General features: G+C 39.0%; 20 protein-coding genes and 4 pseudogenes. 19 read left to right on the top strand and 5 right to left on the bottom strand.

Features of this window, described 5'->3' with window-relative positions; genetic code table 11:
- Positions 1-62: 62 nt before the first annotated feature.
- The 11 genes and pseudogenes from CFT61_RS10230 to CFT61_RS10175 all read left to right on the top strand — a co-directional run.
- Positions 63-543, top strand: a pseudogene (locus CFT61_RS10230) (PD-(D/E)XK nuclease domain-containing protein); the annotation flags it as partial.
- A gap of 925 nt (positions 544-1,468) precedes the next feature.
- Positions 1,469-1,588 (top strand): annotated as a pseudogene (locus CFT61_RS17425) (HepT-like ribonuclease domain-containing protein); the annotation flags it as partial.
- A 28-nt stretch (positions 1,589-1,616) separates the two neighbouring features.
- Entirely contained in the window at positions 1,617-1,958 is a 342-nt protein-coding gene (locus tag CFT61_RS10220; protein WP_089544332.1) for a hypothetical protein, read from the top strand.
- A gap of 475 nt (positions 1,959-2,433) precedes the next feature.
- A complete protein-coding gene (locus CFT61_RS10210; protein WP_142990610.1) occupies positions 2,434-3,495 on the top strand; it encodes a hypothetical protein in 1,062 nt (353 codons plus the stop codon).
- A gap of 25 nt (positions 3,496-3,520) precedes the next feature.
- Complete coding sequence (locus CFT61_RS10205) at positions 3,521-4,474, top strand: hypothetical protein (protein WP_089544329.1); 954 nt, start codon at positions 3,521-3,523, stop codon at positions 4,472-4,474.
- A gap of 4 nt (positions 4,475-4,478) precedes the next feature.
- The gene (locus tag CFT61_RS10200; protein WP_089544328.1) at positions 4,479-5,711 is read left to right on the top strand and encodes a hypothetical protein; all 1,233 of its coding nucleotides are present in this window, start codon (positions 4,479-4,481) and stop codon (positions 5,709-5,711) included.
- Complete coding sequence (locus CFT61_RS10195; protein ID WP_089544327.1) at positions 5,711-6,262, top strand: retropepsin-like aspartic protease family protein; 552 nt, start codon at positions 5,711-5,713, stop codon at positions 6,260-6,262. The genes CFT61_RS10200 and CFT61_RS10195 overlap by 1 nt, the downstream gene beginning before the upstream one ends.
- Positions 6,262-7,377, top strand: coding sequence for a hypothetical protein (locus CFT61_RS10190; protein WP_089544326.1), 1,116 nt, complete (start codon positions 6,262-6,264; stop codon positions 7,375-7,377). The genes CFT61_RS10195 and CFT61_RS10190 overlap by 1 nt, the downstream gene beginning before the upstream one ends.
- Before the next feature lies 1 nt (position 7,378).
- Positions 7,379-8,335 (top strand): hypothetical protein, encoded by a 957-nt coding sequence (locus tag CFT61_RS10185; protein WP_142990609.1) that lies wholly within the window; start codon positions 7,379-7,381, stop codon positions 8,333-8,335.
- 108 nt (positions 8,336-8,443) lie between these two features.
- On the top strand, positions 8,444-9,229 hold the full coding sequence (locus CFT61_RS10180) for a hypothetical protein (RefSeq protein WP_142990608.1): 786 nt from the start codon (positions 8,444-8,446) through the stop codon (positions 9,227-9,229).
- 51 nt (positions 9,230-9,280) lie between these two features.
- On the top strand, positions 9,281-9,823 hold the full coding sequence (locus CFT61_RS10175) for a DUF1810 domain-containing protein (protein ID WP_089544323.1): 543 nt from the start codon (positions 9,281-9,283) through the stop codon (positions 9,821-9,823).
- Positions 9,824-10,170: 347 nt separating this feature from the next.
- Here CFT61_RS10175 and CFT61_RS10165 read toward each other — a convergent pair whose 3' ends face one another.
- Complete coding sequence (locus tag CFT61_RS10165) at positions 10,171-10,449, bottom strand: hypothetical protein (protein WP_089544321.1); 279 nt, start codon at positions 10,447-10,449, stop codon at positions 10,171-10,173.
- Between the two features lie 221 nt (positions 10,450-10,670).
- Between CFT61_RS10165 and CFT61_RS17275 the strand changes: the two genes are divergently transcribed.
- Together CFT61_RS17275 and CFT61_RS10160 are read left to right on the top strand one after the other, a co-directional pair.
- Positions 10,671-10,793 carry a hypothetical protein gene (locus CFT61_RS17275; RefSeq protein WP_254918930.1) on the top strand — a complete coding sequence of 41 codons (123 nt, stop codon included), beginning with the start codon at positions 10,671-10,673 and terminating at the stop codon, positions 10,791-10,793.
- Positions 10,778-11,041 (top strand): GH25 family lysozyme, encoded by a 264-nt coding sequence (locus CFT61_RS10160; RefSeq protein WP_089544320.1) that lies wholly within the window; start codon positions 10,778-10,780, stop codon positions 11,039-11,041. The genes CFT61_RS17275 and CFT61_RS10160 overlap by 16 nt, the downstream gene beginning before the upstream one ends.
- 96 nt (positions 11,042-11,137) lie before the next feature.
- On the opposite strand, the gene CFT61_RS10155 is transcribed toward CFT61_RS10160, so the two are convergent.
- Together CFT61_RS10155 and CFT61_RS10150 are read right to left on the bottom strand one after the other, a co-directional pair.
- Entirely contained in the window at positions 11,138-11,671 is a 534-nt protein-coding gene (locus CFT61_RS10155) for a hypothetical protein (protein WP_089544319.1), read from the bottom strand.
- A gap of 172 nt (positions 11,672-11,843) precedes the next feature.
- Positions 11,844-12,110 (bottom strand): hypothetical protein, encoded by a 267-nt coding sequence (locus CFT61_RS10150; RefSeq protein WP_089544318.1) that lies wholly within the window; start codon positions 12,108-12,110, stop codon positions 11,844-11,846.
- A gap of 523 nt (positions 12,111-12,633) precedes the next feature.
- On the opposite strand from CFT61_RS10150, the gene CFT61_RS10145 reads away from it, so the two are divergent.
- The 3 genes from CFT61_RS10145 to CFT61_RS10135 are packed head-to-tail and all read left to right on the top strand — an operon-like array spanning position 12,634 to position 15,151.
- Positions 12,634-13,764, top strand: coding sequence for a hypothetical protein (locus CFT61_RS10145; protein ID WP_089544317.1), 1,131 nt, complete (start codon positions 12,634-12,636; stop codon positions 13,762-13,764).
- A 37-nt stretch (positions 13,765-13,801) separates the two neighbouring features.
- Positions 13,802-14,452 (top strand): murein L,D-transpeptidase catalytic domain-containing protein, encoded by a 651-nt coding sequence (locus CFT61_RS10140; RefSeq protein WP_089544316.1) that lies wholly within the window; start codon positions 13,802-13,804, stop codon positions 14,450-14,452.
- A gap of 12 nt (positions 14,453-14,464) precedes the next feature.
- Entirely contained in the window at positions 14,465-15,151 is a 687-nt protein-coding gene (locus tag CFT61_RS10135) for a hypothetical protein (RefSeq protein WP_089544315.1), read from the top strand.
- A 17-nt stretch (positions 15,152-15,168) separates the two neighbouring features.
- Here CFT61_RS10135 and CFT61_RS10130 read toward each other — a convergent pair whose 3' ends face one another.
- Both CFT61_RS10130 and CFT61_RS10125 read right to left on the bottom strand, forming a co-directional pair.
- Positions 15,169-16,059, bottom strand: coding sequence for a hypothetical protein (locus tag CFT61_RS10130; RefSeq protein WP_089544314.1), 891 nt, complete (start codon positions 16,057-16,059; stop codon positions 15,169-15,171).
- A complete protein-coding gene (locus tag CFT61_RS10125) occupies positions 16,056-16,415 on the bottom strand; it encodes a LytTR family DNA-binding domain-containing protein (protein WP_089544313.1) in 360 nt (119 codons plus the stop codon). Before CFT61_RS10125 ends, CFT61_RS10130 begins: the two co-directional genes overlap by 4 nt.
- A gap of 239 nt (positions 16,416-16,654) precedes the next feature.
- Between CFT61_RS10125 and CFT61_RS10120 the strand changes: the two genes are divergently transcribed.
- From CFT61_RS10120 to CFT61_RS10110, 3 genes and pseudogenes are all read left to right on the top strand, one after another.
- Positions 16,655-18,241: an ATP-binding protein gene (locus CFT61_RS10120; RefSeq protein ID WP_089544312.1), complete on the top strand. Its 1,587-nt coding sequence runs from the start codon at positions 16,655-16,657 to the stop codon at positions 18,239-18,241.
- A gap of 491 nt (positions 18,242-18,732) precedes the next feature.
- Positions 18,733-18,897: pseudogene (locus CFT61_RS10115) on the top strand (transcriptional regulator); the annotation flags it as partial.
- A 68-nt stretch (positions 18,898-18,965) separates the two neighbouring features.
- Positions 18,966-19,216 (top strand): annotated as a pseudogene (locus CFT61_RS10110) (HipA domain-containing protein); the annotation flags it as partial.
- Positions 19,217-19,351: the final 135 nt, after the last annotated feature.

Raw genomic sequence — 19,351 nt, 5'->3', positions numbered from 1 at the left:
AGCTGCCTTTTCGTTTTTTCTCAGCTGAACTTTTTCAGTCTCGCTATTTTTTCTGGCTATTCCTGGCAGATTATTGGTTCCGCACCGGTTCGCCAACCTATCTTGTTCGCTTGTTGTCTCATTTTGATGAGAACATCAATGAGATGGTGAACAGGTTTTATCCTACGAGTAGTTTTATCGACTACAAGGCAGATGTGGAATCACCGTTGCCTATGATTTATCAGAGCGGTTATCTTACCATCAAAGACTGGAATATGGATACCGATTCCTATCTCCTGGATTTCCCGAATGATGAAGTGAGAAGCGGTTTCCAGACGCTGGTCAAAGCAGCAAAGCGAAGGTAGGGTAGATTGTGTGGTAGAGACTCCGAACTATATCTACATCTTCGAATTCAAGCGAGATGGTTCGGCTGAAGAAGCCCTGAAGCAGATAGAGGATATGGGCTATGCCAGGGAATATGCAGCAGATGGCAGAAAGATTTATCAGATAGGCTGCAACTTCTCATCGAAGACGGGAACCATTGATGGGTGGAAAATGAAGTAGGTGATTTGCAAAACGGATGCTTGATGAATGATGTCAAGCATCCGTTATATCCAATAACTCATCGCCCACCAGCTGATATCCGCTTGCACAACAGGTGGTGGGCGAGCGCATATCAGCTGTTATGCAAGCGCACAACAGCTGTTGTGCGGCTGAAGATATAGGCTTCTCCGGCTTATAACATTAATTCTTCCGGTAACAAGTTAAGGTTACTCCGAAGACTTTTTACGTAAAACCGATGCAACAATGATAGTACTTACAAGCAACAACGATAGTATTTACAAGGCGCAAAGACGTTACTGAGAGGTTGTTATGATAGTACTGACGATGCGTAAAACGGCTTGTAGCGCTTATTGCCTCACTATGGCATAACATTGCCCTTTACCAGGGCAATAACCTGCCATTGCCAGGCACAAAACGATACGTCGGGAGCTGGTAAAACAACCACTCGCTTTTTACTCTTCACTCTTCACCAAATCGGCTGAAACCCCGATAAACACTGGGGTTGCGAGAGGTGAAGAGTTACGCATCACTCTTCACCACTCTTCACCTTAGGGTTACGCACGAAATTGAAATGGAAGCTCGCCCTGTTCGGTCTTAGAAGAAAGTCACGCAGATTTCGCAGATGATGCAGATTTTTTGGGGGTGAAGAGAGGTGAAGAGTAGCGCACTACTCTTCACCCGTACAAATTCCTTATATACAAATACTTATACCATATTTGTGAAGAGTGAAGAGTGTTTTTGAAAGTGGCTTATTATTACGACGGATTGCAAAGACGGAGCAATTCCTTTGCTTGTATCGTTCAAGGGGCTTGCTATCGACAAGCTGGATAAGGAGTGGAAGCTGTATCCTGTGTTGATATTCTCCTTTCACACTTAATAAGTTGATTATCAGAGATGAAGATTAAATATGTAGCATTGGATATACTTAACTAATGGAGAACTTCTTACAACTCATCCTGAAATTGATTGGAAAAATGTGAAAGGGTTACGTGATATCATAGCTCATCATTATTTTGAGGTTGATGCCGATCAGATTTGGTTATGAAGTATAACCCTTTAATATATAATAAGGTGTGAAGAAGATTATGATTTCGTTGATGATGGTAGTAGCTGCCACCACAACCAGTTTTGCAAAGAGTAACAACACCGATGTGGCAAATGCCGTAAAGAGCGTAGCCGAGCAGGTAAAGCAGGCTCCATCCGGCACAGTGTATGGTGTGGTTGAGAATACCAAGCATCACATCATCGTAGCTACTCCTTTCGGAAAGTACACCATTGAGAAGAAAAATGGCGGCATCTGCTTTATGGGAATATCGGCAATGTTAGTGAGTGCCAAGAATGGCGTGTATCAGGTGAAGTCATCGCTCGGTAATTTCTTGGTGAATACGAGAAAGGGGGCGGTGGTGAAGAACTAAAATTGAAAAAAAATAAAGAAAAAAAAGGCATAGGATAAAAAAACTAGTTAAAAGTTTGGAGAAATCAAGATAATTTTATATTTTTGCAATGTCTATTCTTTACTGCTCCTTAGGGGGTAAAAAGTGAGGAATGTACATATACATAAAAGGCGTAACTGTACGCTTTGGTTTTGACTGTGTAAGAATCTCGCAAATTCCATCTATCTGTCAAAAACAAAGCAACGGGGACGCCCTATGGGGTGTATTATATACAGCCCTCTTTGGCTTCGGATGTTTCATTCGTTGGTAGGGAGGGGAAACTATATTTGCATCTACGTGGGGCTTTCTGCGTTGCTCGTTTCGGCAGATAGGGCAATGCGAGAGCCTTTACACAGTGGAACGAGTGACAGACTGGCTCCACGTTTTTTGTATATGCTTAAAAACTTAATAATTATGCCATTAGGAGTCAAATGGTTTGTTTTAAAATTTATAAAATATGAATCAGACAAATTATTTGAAGCTCTTTTCTATTGTAGCTTTTTTGGCTTTAGCCTCTGTGAGTTGTTGGGCGACAGCAGAATCTTTGCATTTGCTGTTGTCTTCTTGGCCAACAATTATGTGTTGGATTGTAACTGTTTGCTTTTTTGTTATAGCCTCCTTGGGAACTAAAATGATAGTAGATAGTTTGAATCAAAAGATTTATATGGAAAAGAGAGGAATGAATCTTGTTTTAGGCATAATCATTCTTGTAGTTTTTTGGCTTGTATGTAGTTTGCCAACCAATACTCATACTTTTTTTTATCGTACAGTAATCAATGATAAGGTTACGACTGACATCTCAACAACATGTGGTTATTTGGGACAAATAAAGAATAATAGCAATAATAAGAAGCAGGCATCCTTGAAGGTAAATGAACTGAAAAATAGTTTAGACGCCTTGTTGGGAGAATTGGAGGCTGAAATTATGAATGAGGCAAATCCTGGCTTTGGTCCTAAATCTAAAGAAATATTCCGTAAGTTTGCAAAATTATTATGTGTTGATAAATTGGAACCATTGGCGATTAAGGGAACTTCAAAGCAGGATAGACAAAAATTGTGTGATGCCTATCGTACGAAGTTCTATATATTGGCTGATTCCAGAGCAAACAATATTATGAACAATATCATGACGCCTAATGCAGAAAATTTGAAGGAGACAAAAGCTATAGAGCAGAATTTGCATATAGTTAAGTCATCTATAGATAATGGTACCATTGATTTGAATGATGCTGACGATATTAAGGATGTTTGTGATAAATTGAATCAAGGGTATAATACGATAAAAAAGAATAAGGATTTTGTTAATTTCTCTTCAAAGGAAGACGAAATGTTATATACTGCAGATAATCCTGTAACTAAAGTCAAGAGAATGATTAGTGTTTTTGACGTTTGGGAAGATTTCTTGAAAGGTCAATATGCTGGTCATGGATTTGCATTCTGGATAGTAATTTCTATTTTGGTTGATGTTGCTGCGTTTATATTCTTTGATATTGCTTTCAAAAAAAGAGAAATGATGTAAGTTTCACCTATTAATTTTAAATAAAATGGCAGATATAAATTTTGGAGAACCAGCAGAGGTTAAGGTGCCTGTTGTTGATACTGAAAATAAGGATACTCTTAATAGTAATCCTTTGTCTGATGTGAATACCAATGCTTCTGAGATAGATGATAAGGGTATGAGTGTGGAAGAATTGAATGACCCCAATAAAATAAAGGTTACGATTGCTGATAGAGATACTCCTGTCATAGTTTTGTTTGGTCCACCAGCTTGTGGTAAAACAATGACTTTGATTCGTTTGTCACGTTTTTTGCAAAAGGAAGGCTATACTGTTCGCCCAGATGAGTCTTTTCGTCCAAGCTTTGATAGACATTATAAGGAGATGTGCGATAATTTTGACTCGATGATAAATAGCGAAGATGCAGCTGCTTCAACAAGTGGTATCAACTTTATGTTGGTAAAGGTTTTGCATGAAGGAAGAACAATATGTCAAATTTTGGAAGGACCTGGTGAGTATTATTTCAAGCCGGAAAGTCCTCATGAAGATTTTCCAAAGTATGTCAATGCAATCATTAATAGTGATAATCGAAAGATTTGGGCAATAATGTTAGAGCCTGCTAAGACCAATGAGCGCATGGATCAAATGGCAAGAAATAATTATGTAAGTAAAATTCGCAAATTGAAGACCAGAATAACACCTTCTGATAAAGTTGTTTTTGTCCTCAATAAGGTTGATGAGACGGATTTTGTAGTTGGTCCTGGTAATGTTAAGTTAGAATTAGCATTAAAGAATACTGATTATTGGTATCCAAACATCTTTGTGCCATTCAAAAATCAGAATCCTATAACAAAATTATGGAACCCGTTTAATTTTGATTTCTGCCCTTTTCAAACTGGAGACTTCTCAAAAGCGGCAGATGGTCAACTGACATTCGAAGAGGGACATGATGTGTATCCGAGAATGCTCTGGAGAACTTTTGTTAAACGAATAAGAGGATAATAAAATGGATGTTGAATTTTTTATTCATGGTGTACCCAAAGGAGAAAGTTTTTGGGGAAAAAGTGAGGAAAAGAACTTTTTAGGTCAGTTTTATGATGGTAAGACTGATGTGGAGAAAATGTATATTTACTCACGAAGCCTAAATGGTGCTAATTTTGTGTACTATACATATTTGGTTTCTAATACGATTGACGTGAATGGACGTTCTGGAGGTTACTTTGGAATGACTCTTCGTATGGATGCTTATTGCTTAGATTATATTGCGATGTATCAAATTTTGTCTTTGGTATATCGTAATCATATCGTAGGTTCTATTTTACAGATAGTTAAGGATAGAGTACAATATAAAATTGGTGATTTTGGGAATTTTTCCGATGTATTGAAAGATATTCAAAACAAAGTTTTTGGTTTGATACAGACTAGTTTTGGAAGTACAAGTTTTCTGCAAATTCCAAAAGTAATGTCTGAAGGTGGTAAATCAACTGTTGCTCTTAATTTGTATGACTATTCACAAGAAGATGTGATGAAATGTGTTTCTTCCTACTCTCGTATAGCCTTGTCACCATATTATGCTTCGAAGAAAGTTGCAGAATTGAAGAATGGGTATGATAAGCAGATGGATATTGTGCAAAAGCAATGTAACCAGCAAATTCTTCAAGAGCGTGAAATCGCATCTGAAGATAAAAAATCTTTATCTCGTAAACTGCAAGAAATGACTTCTTCTATGTCTGCATTGCAAAGTGAGATGAAGGAAAAGGATGATAAAATAAATAGTTTGCTGAATCAGATTCGACAAATGGAAGCTACTATTCGTCAGCAAGGTAAATTGCGTAAGATAGAAGTGGTGGTAACAGAGATTAAGAATCCTTTGGCAACGCTTGTGAAGCTGTTGGGTGAGATAGTTCCTCTTTCCAAAGATGAGAATACGAATGTTCAACCTCCAGTGGTATCAACGAAAAAGAAAAAAGAGAAATTTTCCTTTTTTTCGTTTTTTCGTAAAGCATTAACCCCGGTACTCCTATTAGTATTACTTGGTATGGTATGTGTCTTGGGATATCAGATAAAAACAAAAATTAGCGGAGTAGTTGATCAGGTAGATTGTTTGCATAAACAAAATAAACGTGTTGAGTCTAATCAGCGCTCCATTTTTAAAATGATGAGAAGTGTGAGTAAGACGGATTCTCAGGTTCAAGACTCAAAAAAAACAAATAATCAAACTGGCAATACTAGAAAATAATGGATAGACGTTTGGTTCTTATATTACTCTTTCCTTTGTTGATGAGTTGCGCAAAGGAAAAGAAACGTCCAGTCTATGTAGATACTTCGGATTTTGAAGAGGAACAGGTAGATTCTTCTTCAATATCCGAAGAAAATATAAAGCCTGGAAGTAAAGAGATTATTGTGCCTTTTCGTGAAAAGAATGGGGTGAAGTATGTTAGGGTTGCTGTTAATGGTGTCGGTTTAGATATGATTTTCGATACAGGTTGTTCTAGTACATTGATATCTATAGCTGAGGCTAGGTACCTTTATGAGAAGGGTAAACTTACAGATGAGGATGTTCTAGGTATGGCTAACTCACAAGTTGCAGACGGTTCTATTGTAGAGAATATGGTTGTGAATCTGAGGGAAGTTGTTATTGATGATCAGATAACTTGTCCCAATGTTCAGGCAGTAGTTTCGGCTAATATCAATGCGCCTTTATTATTAGGAAATGAGGTGTTGAATCGATTAGCTACCATTACGATAGATAATGATAATCAAACTCTGAATTTTAAATTAAAAGAATAATGAATAATTCCACATATCTTTTTGGATTAATAGGTGGTAGGTTTTATCAAATGCCACATGATTATTTGAATTCTGTACTTTCTAATCTGCCTAAGAAAAAGTCTTTTAAGCAGTCTCAAATTGTAGTACATCGTGATTCCAACTTGATGTATTATTGCTATATAAGACAGCTTTCAGCTAAAGACTATCTAGGTATTTGTGTGTTGGTTAACGATATATATATGACTGACATAGCAGCTATGTTTGCACAATTTGAGAAATGTATTACTTCTTTGGTTGTGGATGGTGAAATTCTGAAATTCTCAGAAAAGGGAGATGTTGAGTTTGCGTGCAATACGTTTATTGAGAAATCTGACTATGTCAATCAGTTTCTTGGAGAATTACATACGTCTTTTTCGCTTTTAGGGAAGGAAAAGAAACTTCCTGTGTTGAATTATGCTGTAAGCAAAGATGATTGTAAGGTATTTGAATATTCAGATAAACAGGAAGATATCCTGACAGCCTCATATACCTATGGATATACGTTTGTTTATAAAGATAAGAACTATTCAACTGTCTCTTTGAACAGTTACAAAGGTGTTATTACTCAAAAGGAGAAGAAAATTATAGAGCTCAAAGCTGAAATAAATAAGTTGACTGATTCCAAGAAAGAACTTGCAAAGCAGGTGAATAGTTTGAAGAATAAACAACGCAATATGAAATGGGTTGGAGTGTTTGCTTTGGTTGCTTTTGTTTTGGGTGTTATTGTGTGGAACAAAGTTCTTTTCCCTAGCATCGTAACAAATTATGATGCAGGTGAGTATATGTATTATGGTCCAATGGAGAATGGAAAGCCTAATGGAATTGGCATCGCCATATATCCAAAGAATGACAAGATGAAACGTTTGTATTATTATGGTAATTTTACAGAAGGACAGCGTGTCGATTCTGCGGCGATAATGTTTTATAAAGATGGATCTTATTTTAGAGGATCCTTGAAAAATGACAAATGGTTTAAGGGTATCTTCTTCGACGTGGAAAAAGAGCATTTTATTGGTGAATTTAATAATGGAGAACCATGGAATGGTACTTGGTATAAGCATGTTCCTGTTCAAAAAATTATTGATGGAGAATAGTATGGAAAAGATAGTCAAGAGATTACTATTTATTTTATTTTTGTCTTTTGTATTTCTTTCGGTCGATGCACAGTCTAAGCCTAAAAGAGATGTTACAAAAGATAGGAAGCCTGTGACTTCTGTACCTAAAGTGCAAAAGAGTATACATCGGTTTGAAAATAAAGTGGCGATGAATAGTCCACGTAAAAATATAAGAAATTCATCTTCTAGACATAAAAAACGTTCTTCGAAAACATTGAGGAGAAGACAAAAGCTAGCTACTTATCTTTATGTCGACGGTCGAAAATCCGTTTCGATAATTGTAGGACATTTTAGTTCAAAAGTAGAGCATTTGGTGAGTACTGACGGTCAAGATTGGGCGGTTACAAATTTGCCATCTTGGTGTTCTTATGTAAAAACGTCATCTAATAGCTTTATGCTATATACCTTGGCAAATTCAGAATATGAAGATCGGAGTAGTTATTTTTATGTAGTGGCGGATGATCAATATCTGCGTGTAGACATAACGCAAACTGCTGTTCCTTTTGATGTGACTAACATAAAGGCTACTACTAGTACTATGTATTTGAACCATAATTGTTCATCTTCCTTATTGGTTCGTGCGACAATGTATGTTCAAAATGCAAAAGGCATAGAGTTGATACCTGTAGTTTTCATTAATGATGGTACAGGTTCGCCTGTTAAAGCATCAAATTCTTGGAATTCATATGCTATGACAGGTTCTGGTGATGTTTATGTTGCTGGTAATACCATAAAGCCAACTGCAAATAGTAGTCAATCTTTTACAGTATCAATCTACTTGCCAAATAATGCTATGCAATTGCGTAAAAAGAAAGATAAATTGCGTTGTTTTCTTTGTCTTTATTGTCCGAGAACAAGGAGTTATGTTGCGGGGGCGGCTTATGTAGATTTTAAGGCAAAGGTTAAAAAAGGTATGGTGATAACATCGTCATATTGATATGAAATATACTGATAATGAGGATGAACAACATCTGAGGCTGGATTGGAAAGAAAAATAGGGAATATGGTGTTGAATGCCATCTTCGGAAAAAGAAAATGATTTGAAATGAGAAAGTTGAATCTTCTATCAATGTGTTTTGTGCTTATGGTTATGCTATCTTGTAACCATAAGCCTAAACCTTCTGTGATAGAGGTAAATGCTGACAGCCTATCTGAAACAATAATGAATACAGCGCCAAGTTCCAATGCTAGAACTTTTGTCAATCGGAAAGACACTGGGGAATTGATAGTCTTTACACCGATTTATAATACTGTAGATCTTGTTTGCGGTAAGCGACCAAGCAAAGACATGGATATGTCTGTGGGCTATTGTGCTGAGGCTGCGTTTACAGGGGAATGCTTGGATTCTTTTGCGCATCGCAATGTAGCAGGAAATCATGTGTCTGGTGGTATTTTTTATAAAGGCTACGTGGCTAAAACGAATACGGGGGCTTTTGTTTGGTATCAAGGCAAATGGAAGTTCCTGTATGGTAGTTACGCTAGTGAACTTAGGAAAGCAGAAAAGCATAGAGGTATGGGCTTTGGACAGAATATGATTATTTATAATGGGCGAGTTATGCCTAGATTTAGAAAGGATAAGCCATTGAATATTTATCGGGCATTATGTGAGCTAGATGGCAAGCTGTGCATTGTTGAGGCTAAGCAAGCGTTGGCTTATAGCGAATTTGTGGAAAAGTTGGCAAACTTGAAGGTCAAATATGCTCTGTACTTAGATATGGGATCAGGATGGAATTATTCGTGGTATCGTGATTCTGTAGGAACTGTCCATGAAATACATCCAATAAAGCCATGGTCTAAATATCAAACGAATTGGATAGTATTTAAGAAGTAAACAATATAGTATGTGCCGTTTCTTATAATTTAATAAAACGTTAAAACGAGGATGAATCTTTTAAAATTAGGTGTCACTTTTGTGAAGTCTTTGAGTGCTTTATTCGTTCCAGGTAAATGCCCCAAACGAATTGATAATGAGAAAAATGTCGCTGGTGAAAGCTTGGCGTCCGATTCTACACCTTCGGACATTATCGGATATCTAAAGGCTCAGCAGCCACACTATGATCTCTTGCGCTTCCTGGATGCACAGGAGGTTGCCTATACCCAGGCTTTAAGTGAACTGAAAGGAGGTAGAAAACAAAGCCATTGGATATGGTATATCTTCCCGCAACAGAAGGGACTCGGACATAGTTACAATTCAAGATACTATGGCTTGGATGGCGAGGGTGAAGCCAGAGCCTATGTTGAACATGAAATTCTGGGTGATAGACTCCGTGAATGCTGCAAGGCGCTCTTGCTCCACAAGGATAAGGACATCAAATATATCATGGGAAGCGGAATTGACGTGCTGAAGCTCAAAACTTCTATGTGTCTCTTCAATAAACTGAGTCCTAATGATGTGTTTGAGGAAGTATTGGATGCTTTCTTTTAAAAACGTTCAGAAAAGTCTTTATCAGGGAACAATAATGTAAAGTAATATACGTAATTATATTTTCCCCATCGACGATAAGAATTATGGTGGTGGTGAAATGGTAGAAGATAAAAATATAGCGAGCAAAAGGAAGTAATCCTTCAGCTCGCTAAGTTTTTATAGTTTCCTTTTAAATTGTCTCAATAATGTTTGTAGAGAACGTTTGGTGTACCAAATGTCAGCAATGACGATTTCGTCACGCTCTTTGTCGTAGCGATAAATGAGCTTGAAGTTGTCCATAAGCAGTGCGCTACGATAATTTCGATGAAAGTCTTTCAGAATAGGCATTGGTGGTAATACACGTATCTTTACCATTCGAATTCGTTTTTGAAATCGGCCATCATTTCTAGAAAGTCAACGGCGTTGCCTGTTCTAGCATATTCTTCTTCACGGGCTAAGACATGATTCGCCAACTCGTCATTATTGCATGATGACATAAAAGGATATTCTTCGGATTCGTTATGAGCCTCTGTTGCATAATCGTGATGATAGGCAACTGTTGGTTCTTGAACGGTACAGCTATCCTCGAAAAAGCGTTGGGCTTTATCGTTTAGTCGTTCTTTTGAGTTTGACATTATTTTAGTCATATAATAATCCTCCTAAATTTTTGATACTCTAATTTGTTGCAAAATTACGATTAATATTTGAAAGTACCAAAGTTTTTTTCGCTTTTCTTATGAATAATCCTAAAGAATTTGAGTTTCGTACTTTCAGCCCCCATTTCATACAATTATCCCCTTACTTTCTATGCCGTTTCAAATAAATTCATTACTTTTGTCCCCTGAAAACAACTAAAAGATAAAATGTAATGAAGAAAGGATTAAAATATACTTTGGTTTCCTTAGGCTGCCTGGTTGTATTGGCTGGTGTTGGTCTGGGGATTATGTATGTGGTGTCGCCATATAAGGTGAAGCGATGGGTGGGTTGGTGAAGAAACACTATGGCAAGTATCCTATCATCTATAGCAACGAGAGCTTCTATAATAAGGAGATGGGGGCAAAGTTCAAGCGTTATTATCTCTTCATCGCCAATTATAACTCCCGACAACCCGCTATTGACGGCAGAGGAAAGTGCAATATCTGGCAGTATTCCGAAACCGGACATTTGCATGGTATTGGAGAAAGGGTAGATTTAAGCAGATTCATGAATGGTACAACCATCAAGGATTTGATGTTGTAAGAAATAATAAAAATGTACCAAGTTGTTTTTTTTATCATTACGTAAGGAAAACGCCCTTTGTTAGAATGTTACTGCTAACAAAGGGCGGTGAGCTGATTATGCCAAATGATTTATTGTTCTAAAGTCTTTGGATAGCAATCGCAATGCTTTTCTAGAGAGATGACCTCCATTTCGATAATGGAAGTTTTCTTTCATTCGGGTATCAAATCTTTTTTTGTCAAAGGACATGGCTTTCTTTTTGTTGTCCCAAAAGTAGACTTTTGATTCATTAGCCATATCTTTGACATTCCCTGTTGCAACAGCTTTTAAAAGCTTTGGATAATTGCTAACCAACGGACCTGTTTGATACCTTATATCTGCTAATCCTTCTTTTATCTGCGGACTGACAGTATCAGGAAACTGCGTCACGGTCTTTAAGGCTTTATCTACTTGAACAAATGTGTCTTTTGCTCGTTGCATAACTTCTGCATTCATCTCTGTTGGGGTAAAACCTCGTGCGGCTCGTTTATTGAATGCATCTGTTTGTTTGGCTTTATCTACACCTGGGCCTATATCCCAATTTCCGTTAGTGGTTTGGTAATAGTAGTACTTGCCATTTGTGAATCCTTTATTTTCTGGATTCTCTCGCATCCATAAGTTTTTTATAAAATTATGGATGTTTGGGGCAGGCTTTGACTATGGAATCTTTCTTCCGTCTTTTGTATATAGAAAAGTCTGTCCATTTACTGAGGCGAGACCACTAAAGGGCTTGTTGGTAGCTATATTCCACCACTAACCTTTTTTCTTTTTAAGAATTATTTGATTATTTGTTTTCATTTTTCTTATTTTTATAGTCTTTTTTATTCATCTCTATTTTGTTTGCTTCTGCATCTATATAGTTTATTCTTGCTGAATCAGGGCCAATCCATTTTTGACTGATAGAGTCGTACCTGTTGTTATCTAACCAATTCTCAGCGTTGGAGACTATTTCGTAATGTCCAAAGCCAAGGAAGTTTTGTAGCGAATACCATTGACGACAGCCCGTTAGGAAACTGCCCGCTACTATTGAAATGAAAAAAAACTTCTTCATTTTAAAAATTTTATTGATATAAAAGTAATCTGTTAAGTGTAATGCTCTTCCTAAAAGAAGAACAAATCATCTAATATGGAAATCAAGTTTGCAGTTTGGGTTCTCGCAAAAACTTGCATGTAGTTTTTTCATGCATGGCTACATAGACCATGACCAAGAACAACCTATCGGATGCTGTTGGCTTTTTATGTCTGCAAAGTTACTCATTTTATTTTGAATAACCAAATTTTTCTTTCTTTTTTTATGAATAATCCTAAAGAACTTGATTCAGAAACCGGACATTTGCATGGTATTGGAGAAAGGGTAGATTTAAGCAGATTCATGAATGGTACAACCATCAAGGATTTGATGCTATAGGCATTGATGATTTCATACACATAAGCGAGTATTTGATACAATCCACGTATGGATAGCATCATTACTTGCTTATTTTTTTCTACTTTTGCACTCGGGACTTTTACCTTGCCATAAGGATAGGGGGTGAGTCTCGGATATTAGAAGTAGAATTTAAACATTATCAATCATGACTAAGAAATGTATTATATCTGTATTGCTCGTGGTGGCTTGGGCATTGTTTGCCTCTCTGTTTTACAAAACCATCATGCTGATGCTGTTCTTCCTGGTATGGAAGAACCACATCTTTGAGATGCTTCCAGCATGGATGCAGAAATGGGGGATGAAGCCTTATTGGATGCTCTTCTTCGTATGCCTGTGGATGGCAATGCCCCGTTATCGCATCGAATCTAATGACAGGGTGAGACTTGTTTATCTGGATAAGAATGGAGAGGCTAAGCATCCACCGCTTACTCAATATCTCATCAATACCCTGATTCCAGAGGAAGAGATTGTGAACTTTGGTATTAGAAACCTGATGATTGCCCGACCTGTAATCAGCATGATGGGCGTTGGTGGTACTCTTATTGCACAAGCCAATCAGGATATTGCCAATGGTAAGATTCATAACTTCTTAACTCCGTATGACAATCTTGGTATGGATAATCCAATGTCTGGCGTCTATGTGCAGGCTTTCAATGAGGCTTTCGGAACTAGTGACAGGGCTGTTTATATCTGCGACCCTAAGGGAGATGAGAATGTAAGATGGAGCAAGGAGAACGGATTCAAATATCCGCTGGTTGTATTCTTTCATGGATACCTGGGCAACTGGCAACTCTATCAGGGTATCTGGAAGGACCTGAACAACTGTATCGTGCTAAGCATCGGTACTCGCAGCATGAGTGGCATCTTTACAAATCGTGATATCAATGAGATTTTTAGCTATTACATACCTTCCCTGGAGCGAATGGGCTATCATATCGACCATCGTCAGATTCACTTGATGGGGCTTTCAAATGGAGGTAGTGCGATAGTGGCTGCCATGCACTCATCTCATGCAAAAGATTTCAAGAGTCTGACATCTATCTCCTGTAATCTTGGAGGATTGAGGAAGGTGCCATGTAGAATCAATCTGATTGGTGGCGGTCAGGATCATTCTTCACGTTTGATGCTAAATCAGGCAAGCAGGCTCAGTAAGATGGGAGTTCATGGCGGCTTGTTCTTTGATCCTGAAGAAAACCATTATATCTTGGTAAACAGGCGCAATGAGATTATCGAGTTTCTTAAGCAAGAGATGAATCTGACATGTGTCAGGGAATAGAAAAGCCTATGTTTTTTGAATTATATGTTTGAAGATTATGAAGAAGTTATTGATTATATTGGGAATACTGGTTCTGCTTGTCATCGGTGTTCTTTTCGTTCCACCTATTTATAATAGGTTCACAAAACCGTTTTTTAAGAATACGGTGGATGCTAAAGAGTGGTATCATCAGGTGGATTGTGAGAACCTGACGCAAGTAAGAGATTATTGCGACAGACGGGGATACAGTACGGATTACTATATCCTGGTGGATTTCTCCAAACCATCTGGCAAAAAGAGGTTCTTTATCTATGACTTGCAGCGTGGCAAAAGAGTAATGAGTAGCTATTGCATGCATGGAAGTGGTAAGGGAAATACAGCAGCCCAACCAAAGTTCAGTAATAACCCCGGAAGCGGATGTACGAGTCTTGGAAGATATGTCATGATAGGAAAAGGTGGAATGAAGTTCAAGAACTGCGTTCGCCTTCGAGGGCTCGACAAGAGCAATTATCTGGCAGAAGCCCGTGGTATCCTGATCCATTTTGCTGGCAAGGTGACAAGATTCTCCGGTGAGAAGGAGTATATTCCGCTGGGAACAGAGAGCCGTGGCTGCTTTACTGTTTCAAGGAGCTGCGTGGAGAAAGTGATGCAGATATACAAGGAATCTTCTAGGAGAAGACCGGTATTGATTTATGCAAAATACAAATAAAAAGAATATTCTATGAAGAAGTTATTGCTGTTTATTGCTGGAATCTCAATCCTGTTTTTAGCAGGTTGTTACAATGGAAATCAGAGCCATGGCAATGAAATCATGGGAGACAGCCTCCCTGCAGATCCTCCATTGGGTTATGTCATAGAGTTAAAGCCTTTGGGAAATTTCTCACATCAGGAGGCAGAACAGTTGAGAGAAGAACTCGTGAAGCAGTTGGGTTTCATTTTCAATAAGGTACCAAAGGCTTGGTTGGAGGCTTCTGTATTTGTTGGAGACAAGAAAGAAATACCTGATTCATGTCTCTACAAACCAAGAAACAGGTATTGGGCTGGGGGAATCCTGAAAATGTTGCATGAAGAGCATGGAGGTAATGATGAAATCGTAACGATAGGTTTGACGCATCGAGACATCTCTACTTCCATTCACGGACATTACAACTATGGAATCATGGGATTGAGTTTCCGACCAGGTGACGCCTGTGTGGTTTCAACCTTCCGATTGAAACGAAAGGATGACTTATGGAAAGTAACAATCCATGAATTCCTGCATTCTCGTGGCTTGCCGCATTGCAAGAAGAATGCCCCGAAGTGCCTGATGCAGGATGCCCATGGCAAGAATACCTTCTACATGAAACATGGGTTGTGCGAGGATTGTAAGAACTCTTTGAGGATGATTATGACTCATCAAGAAAGATAATTCAATTTTCCAGCACTCTATCGTGCCTTGAATATAATCCAAGGCACGATTTCCTGATATTTCTTATGAGGATGCTGGGTATCATCGCCTATATTATGCGGTTTGCCGTCGGGGGTGCGATAGAAACTGTGGCACTTGCCACCGGTGATGTAGATAGCATCGGCGAAACCGTATTCGCGCAGGGCATCGGCGAAATCCCAGAGGGTTTCGGGATGACGGGTCTCTATATAATATAGGTGGTCGTCGGAAGTTCTTGCCAAGGCACGGCGCTCCACCTTGCCGTGAAGTTGGAACTTGGCAGGTAATACTCCATCTGATACCAAAATAAACTGGCGGAAGAAACTGCCGCCCCGTTCCTCTACATAATCCTTCACCTTGTCGCTTCTCGAAATTCCCAGCACGATGTTGCCATTCGCCATCGCACAATAGCCCAGGCGGGAAACATCCGATGCCAGTTCCTTGCCGTTCATCACAAGACTGCCCAGATATTCGTTGGTGCTGGTGTGGTCGGCACTTCTACTGTACATCCATACACTCATGTCGGTGGTATCAGGTTCTACCAGGGAAATTTCGGCTTGCAGATTTTCCAGACGATACATGTTGAGCGCTACGCCCAGGATGGAATCGGAAGACAGCGTGATGGTAGGCTTGCCGCCTTTGTGACGGGCAGCCAGTTTCTGAATGTTCTCTTCGGGCGTTACCGATACAGGTACACCTATATTATAATAGTAATTATAGAGTCGCCATCCGCCCAAGCCCATGATGCAAAGGGTGATGGATACGAGCACACCTATGATAATGTCTCTCCATTTGTGTGACCGCTGTATGGATGCAGGTCTTTCTACTATCACGTTGGAGTCATCATCCACGAAGATAATGCCTTTCTTTGTTGGAAATTTCTTTCTCATGCTTCGCCTCCTTCCTTTTCTAATTTGTCTTTCAGTTCCTTGAGGGCCTCTTTTGATGCCTTGATATGGATGTCATCGTATAGGTTGCTGCTTGCCAAAATGAGCTTTTGAAGTCCTGGATTTACTTTGAAGATATAGTCTTTGTTGACGATGAGGCTCTTGCCAACTCGATGGAAGGGACAATAAGTGAACTTTTCTAATTTGTCCATCAGACCATGCAGTTGGTAAGTTACGTTCTCCGCTTTGCCATTGGATAGGTATATGTCGGAGTAGTTTCCATCACCTTTGATGAAAACAATGTCCTCGGAAGCAATCCTAATGATTTCGGTGCTATTTGTCAGCGTCAGATATTCCATATGATATTTTTGCAATTTGCAGACAAAGATAATACAAACGAGCGCAATGAAAGCTAGTTTTCAAATTGCCGAGTGCAGCTTAACTTCTGCAAAGGTACGAGTTTTTTATCAAATCACCAAAGTTTTGTGCAGGTTTCTTCCTCCTTTGAATCTTTCATGCAAAATAACGACAGGTAAACCAAGGATATATGAAAATAAAATTGTATCTTTGCACCATATTTTATTAAAAAGGCTGCAATATGAAATATCCTATCGGAATACAGAGTTTCGAACAAATCATAGAAGATGATTATGTTTATCTCGATAAGACGGCATTGGTCTATGACTTAGTGACTAATGGTAAAATATACTTTCTGAGTCGTCCTCGACGATTTGGAAAGTCGTTGCTCGTATCTACCTTGAAATGCTATTTCGAGGGAAAAAAGGAGTTGTTCAAGGGGCTTGCCATCGACAAGCTGGAGAAGGAGTGGAAGCAATATCCTGTGTTCCATCTCTCTTTTGGTGGTCAAAACTTTGTAGAGCCTTATGCGTTAGACAAAGTGTTGGAGGAGTTTGTTGCCATGGCAGAACGTATCTATGGACGTGAGGAGTTGGCCGAGACTTTAGGTAGTCGCTTTAAGGCTGTGTTAGGGAATGCTCATAAGAAAACAGGAATGAGAGCTGTCGTACTCATTGATGAGTATGACAAGCCTTTGCTAGATGTGATGGATATGGATATTTCTGTGCAGAATGAATATGGAAAGATGACTTTGGAGGATTATAATCGCAATCTGCTCAAAGGCGTATATTCTGTGTTCAAGGAAGCTGATGATGACCTGCAGTTTGTCTTGCTCACGGGTGTCACCAAGTTCTCGCAGGTGAGCGTGTTCAGTGGTTTCAATCAGCCTAACGATATCAGTATGGATGAGCATTACGAGGCACTTTGTGGCATTACGGAAGATGAATTGTATTCTACCTTTGATGAACAAATCAAGGCGATGGCCGTGAGATATAAAACCACAGAGGAAGGAATGAAATACAAACTGAAGAGGAAGTTTGACGGTTATCACTTCAGTCCCAATATGCTTGATATCTATAATCCTTTCAGCATCTTGAATGCTTTGAGCAAGAAGATTCTGGCAGATTATTGGTTCCGTACCGGTTCGCCAACCTATCTTGTTCGCCTATTGTCTCATTTTGATGAGAACATCAACGAGATGGTGAACAGGTTTTATCCTACGAGTAGTTTTATCGACTACAAGGCAGATGTGGAAGCACCGTTGCCAATGATTTATCAGAGCGGTTATCTTACCATCAAAGACTGGAATATGGATACCGATTCCTATCTCCTGGATTTCCCGAATGATGAAGTGAGGAGCGGTTTCCTGACGCTGGTAGCTTCTAGTTATCTGAAGCCATCGAAGTCAACGGATGCCTGGGTTATTCAGGTAGTAGATGTGATGTCGAAGGGAGATTACCAACAGTTGGAGAATCTGATGACTTCCTTCTTTGCCAGTATTCCTTATAACCAGCGTCGCAAGGACGATGAGCGCGAGAAGGAACGTTATTTTCAATACACCTTCTATCTCGTATTGAGAATGATCAGCTGTTTCACGGTCTTCATCGAAAAGCAACAAAGCGAAGGTAGGGTAGATTGTGTGGTAGAGACTCCGAACTATATCTACATCTTCGAATTCAAGCGTGATGGTTCGGCAGAGGAAGCCCTGAAGCAGATAGAGGATATGGGCTATGCCAGGGAATATGCAGCAGATGGCAGAAAGATTTATCAGATAGGTTGCAACTTCTCATCGAAGACGGGAACCATTGATGGATGGAAAATGAAGTAGGTGATTTGCAAGAATTACCCGAAGATGTAGTGATGTGGCTTTGTTAAGAATGAATCTTCTTTACATTAGCTTGCCTGAGATTCTCGTATTTCCAGACGCTTATTATTTCTTTGAGAATATCATAAATATGAAGAAAACCGGAAAGGTATTGATAATCAAATGCTTGTGATTTCATGACTAGATGGTGGCGTTGAGGACAATCTATAGTTGTACAACTATAGGTCTTATTCTTAATAGAGAGCAGAAAACGGGGATTTCCAGCCTTTCAAACCTCCTTATTTTTATCGCTAGATTCAAAAAATGTAAGTATATGAATTTTGAGTATAAATTTTGACGGGAGGTATCTTTACAGTTATAATTTGAACTAAAAATGGAGGAATAATGATATGAATACAACAAAGTTAAGAAGAAGCGTTGCGCCGTTGGAATGCTTCTAAGGAAACCAAGCGTAAGATGGTTGAAAAGCTAGAAATCTTGGTAAGGAATAGTTGTTAGAAAATGGATTACCAACGGTTTCCATCGGAATTTACCTTCGTGTACTCTATGCTCTTCAGCTGGATGATGACATCTTGCTCCTGGCAAAGGATGACAAACTCGGAAGGGCATTGCAGGATATAGGACTGAAGAATCGTCAACGAGCATCTAAAAAAGGATAGAAATGGAACGACTGTTTATTTTCGCAGATTTTAACTGGCTCGGCAAAGCGGAGTTGGTAGGGGGGCATGCCAGTCAAGAAGTAGAAAGATCTGAAGGGAATGATGTTTTGCCTGAAAAAAATGGATAGCGCAGCTCATCCAACCTGGTACTTCATTGGGTGGCGCAAGACCTAAAGCAGGCGTATTGGATGAAAAAGGTAATCTATGCATCGCGAAGTTTCCTTCTCGAAAAGATGACCGTGACGCAGGACTTTGGGAGCACATTTCTCACCTGCTAGCTCAAAAGGCTGGTATCCAGGTAGCTCAGACCAGGGTGTTGGGAGGACTGGGAAAATAGTACCTCTTGTGGTGGGTGGAGTAATTGGTGATGCTGCACCTAGTTTTAATTCTCTTGTAGGAAGGCTATGTCTAAGATGTGGTTCTTACAGGATTCACAGGTGGGATATGCATACTT

This window comes from Segatella copri (assembly GCF_002224675.1).
Lineage (GTDB): Bacteria > Bacteroidota > Bacteroidia > Bacteroidales > Bacteroidaceae > Prevotella > Prevotella copri_U.
This window is presented reverse-complemented; position numbering and strand designations above follow the sequence as displayed.

What these genes read in the sequence shown, in the direction of transcription:
- CFT61_RS10210 (WP_142990610.1), top strand. Translation starts at nt 2,434, where the DNA reads ATGAATCAGACAAATTATTTGAAGCTCTTTTCTATTGTAGCTTTTTTG.
- CFT61_RS10205 (WP_089544329.1), top strand. Translation starts at nt 3,521, where the DNA reads ATGGCAGATATAAATTTTGGAGAACCAGCAGAGGTTAAGGTGCCTGTT.
- CFT61_RS10200 (WP_089544328.1), top strand. Translation starts at nt 4,479, where the DNA reads ATGGATGTTGAATTTTTTATTCATGGTGTACCCAAAGGAGAAAGTTTT.
- CFT61_RS10195 (WP_089544327.1), top strand. Translation starts at nt 5,711, where the DNA reads ATGGATAGACGTTTGGTTCTTATATTACTCTTTCCTTTGTTGATGAGT.
- CFT61_RS10190 (WP_089544326.1), top strand. Translation starts at nt 6,262, where the DNA reads ATGAATAATTCCACATATCTTTTTGGATTAATAGGTGGTAGGTTTTAT.
- CFT61_RS10185 (WP_142990609.1), top strand. Translation starts at nt 7,379, where the DNA reads ATGGAAAAGATAGTCAAGAGATTACTATTTATTTTATTTTTGTCTTTT.
- CFT61_RS10180 (WP_142990608.1), top strand. Translation starts at nt 8,444, where the DNA reads ATGAGAAAGTTGAATCTTCTATCAATGTGTTTTGTGCTTATGGTTATG.
- CFT61_RS10175 (WP_089544323.1), top strand. Translation starts at nt 9,281, where the DNA reads ATGAATCTTTTAAAATTAGGTGTCACTTTTGTGAAGTCTTTGAGTGCT.
- CFT61_RS10165 (WP_089544321.1), bottom strand. Translation starts at nt 10,449, where the DNA reads ATGACTAAAATAATGTCAAACTCAAAAGAACGACTAAACGATAAAGCC.
- CFT61_RS17275 (WP_254918930.1), top strand. Translation starts at nt 10,671, where the DNA reads ATGAAGAAAGGATTAAAATATACTTTGGTTTCCTTAGGCTGCCTGGTT.
- CFT61_RS10160 (WP_089544320.1), top strand. Translation starts at nt 10,778, where the DNA reads ATGGGTGGGTTGGTGAAGAAACACTATGGCAAGTATCCTATCATCTAT.
- CFT61_RS10155 (WP_089544319.1), bottom strand. Translation starts at nt 11,671, where the DNA reads ATGCGAGAGAATCCAGAAAATAAAGGATTCACAAATGGCAAGTACTAC.
- CFT61_RS10150 (WP_089544318.1), bottom strand. Translation starts at nt 12,110, where the DNA reads ATGAAGAAGTTTTTTTTCATTTCAATAGTAGCGGGCAGTTTCCTAACG.
- CFT61_RS10145 (WP_089544317.1), top strand. Translation starts at nt 12,634, where the DNA reads ATGACTAAGAAATGTATTATATCTGTATTGCTCGTGGTGGCTTGGGCA.
- CFT61_RS10140 (WP_089544316.1), top strand. Translation starts at nt 13,802, where the DNA reads ATGAAGAAGTTATTGATTATATTGGGAATACTGGTTCTGCTTGTCATC.
- CFT61_RS10135 (WP_089544315.1), top strand. Translation starts at nt 14,465, where the DNA reads ATGAAGAAGTTATTGCTGTTTATTGCTGGAATCTCAATCCTGTTTTTA.
- CFT61_RS10130 (WP_089544314.1), bottom strand. Translation starts at nt 16,059, where the DNA reads ATGAGAAAGAAATTTCCAACAAAGAAAGGCATTATCTTCGTGGATGAT.
- CFT61_RS10125 (WP_089544313.1), bottom strand. Translation starts at nt 16,415, where the DNA reads ATGGAATATCTGACGCTGACAAATAGCACCGAAATCATTAGGATTGCT.
- CFT61_RS10120 (WP_089544312.1), top strand. Translation starts at nt 16,655, where the DNA reads ATGAAATATCCTATCGGAATACAGAGTTTCGAACAAATCATAGAAGAT.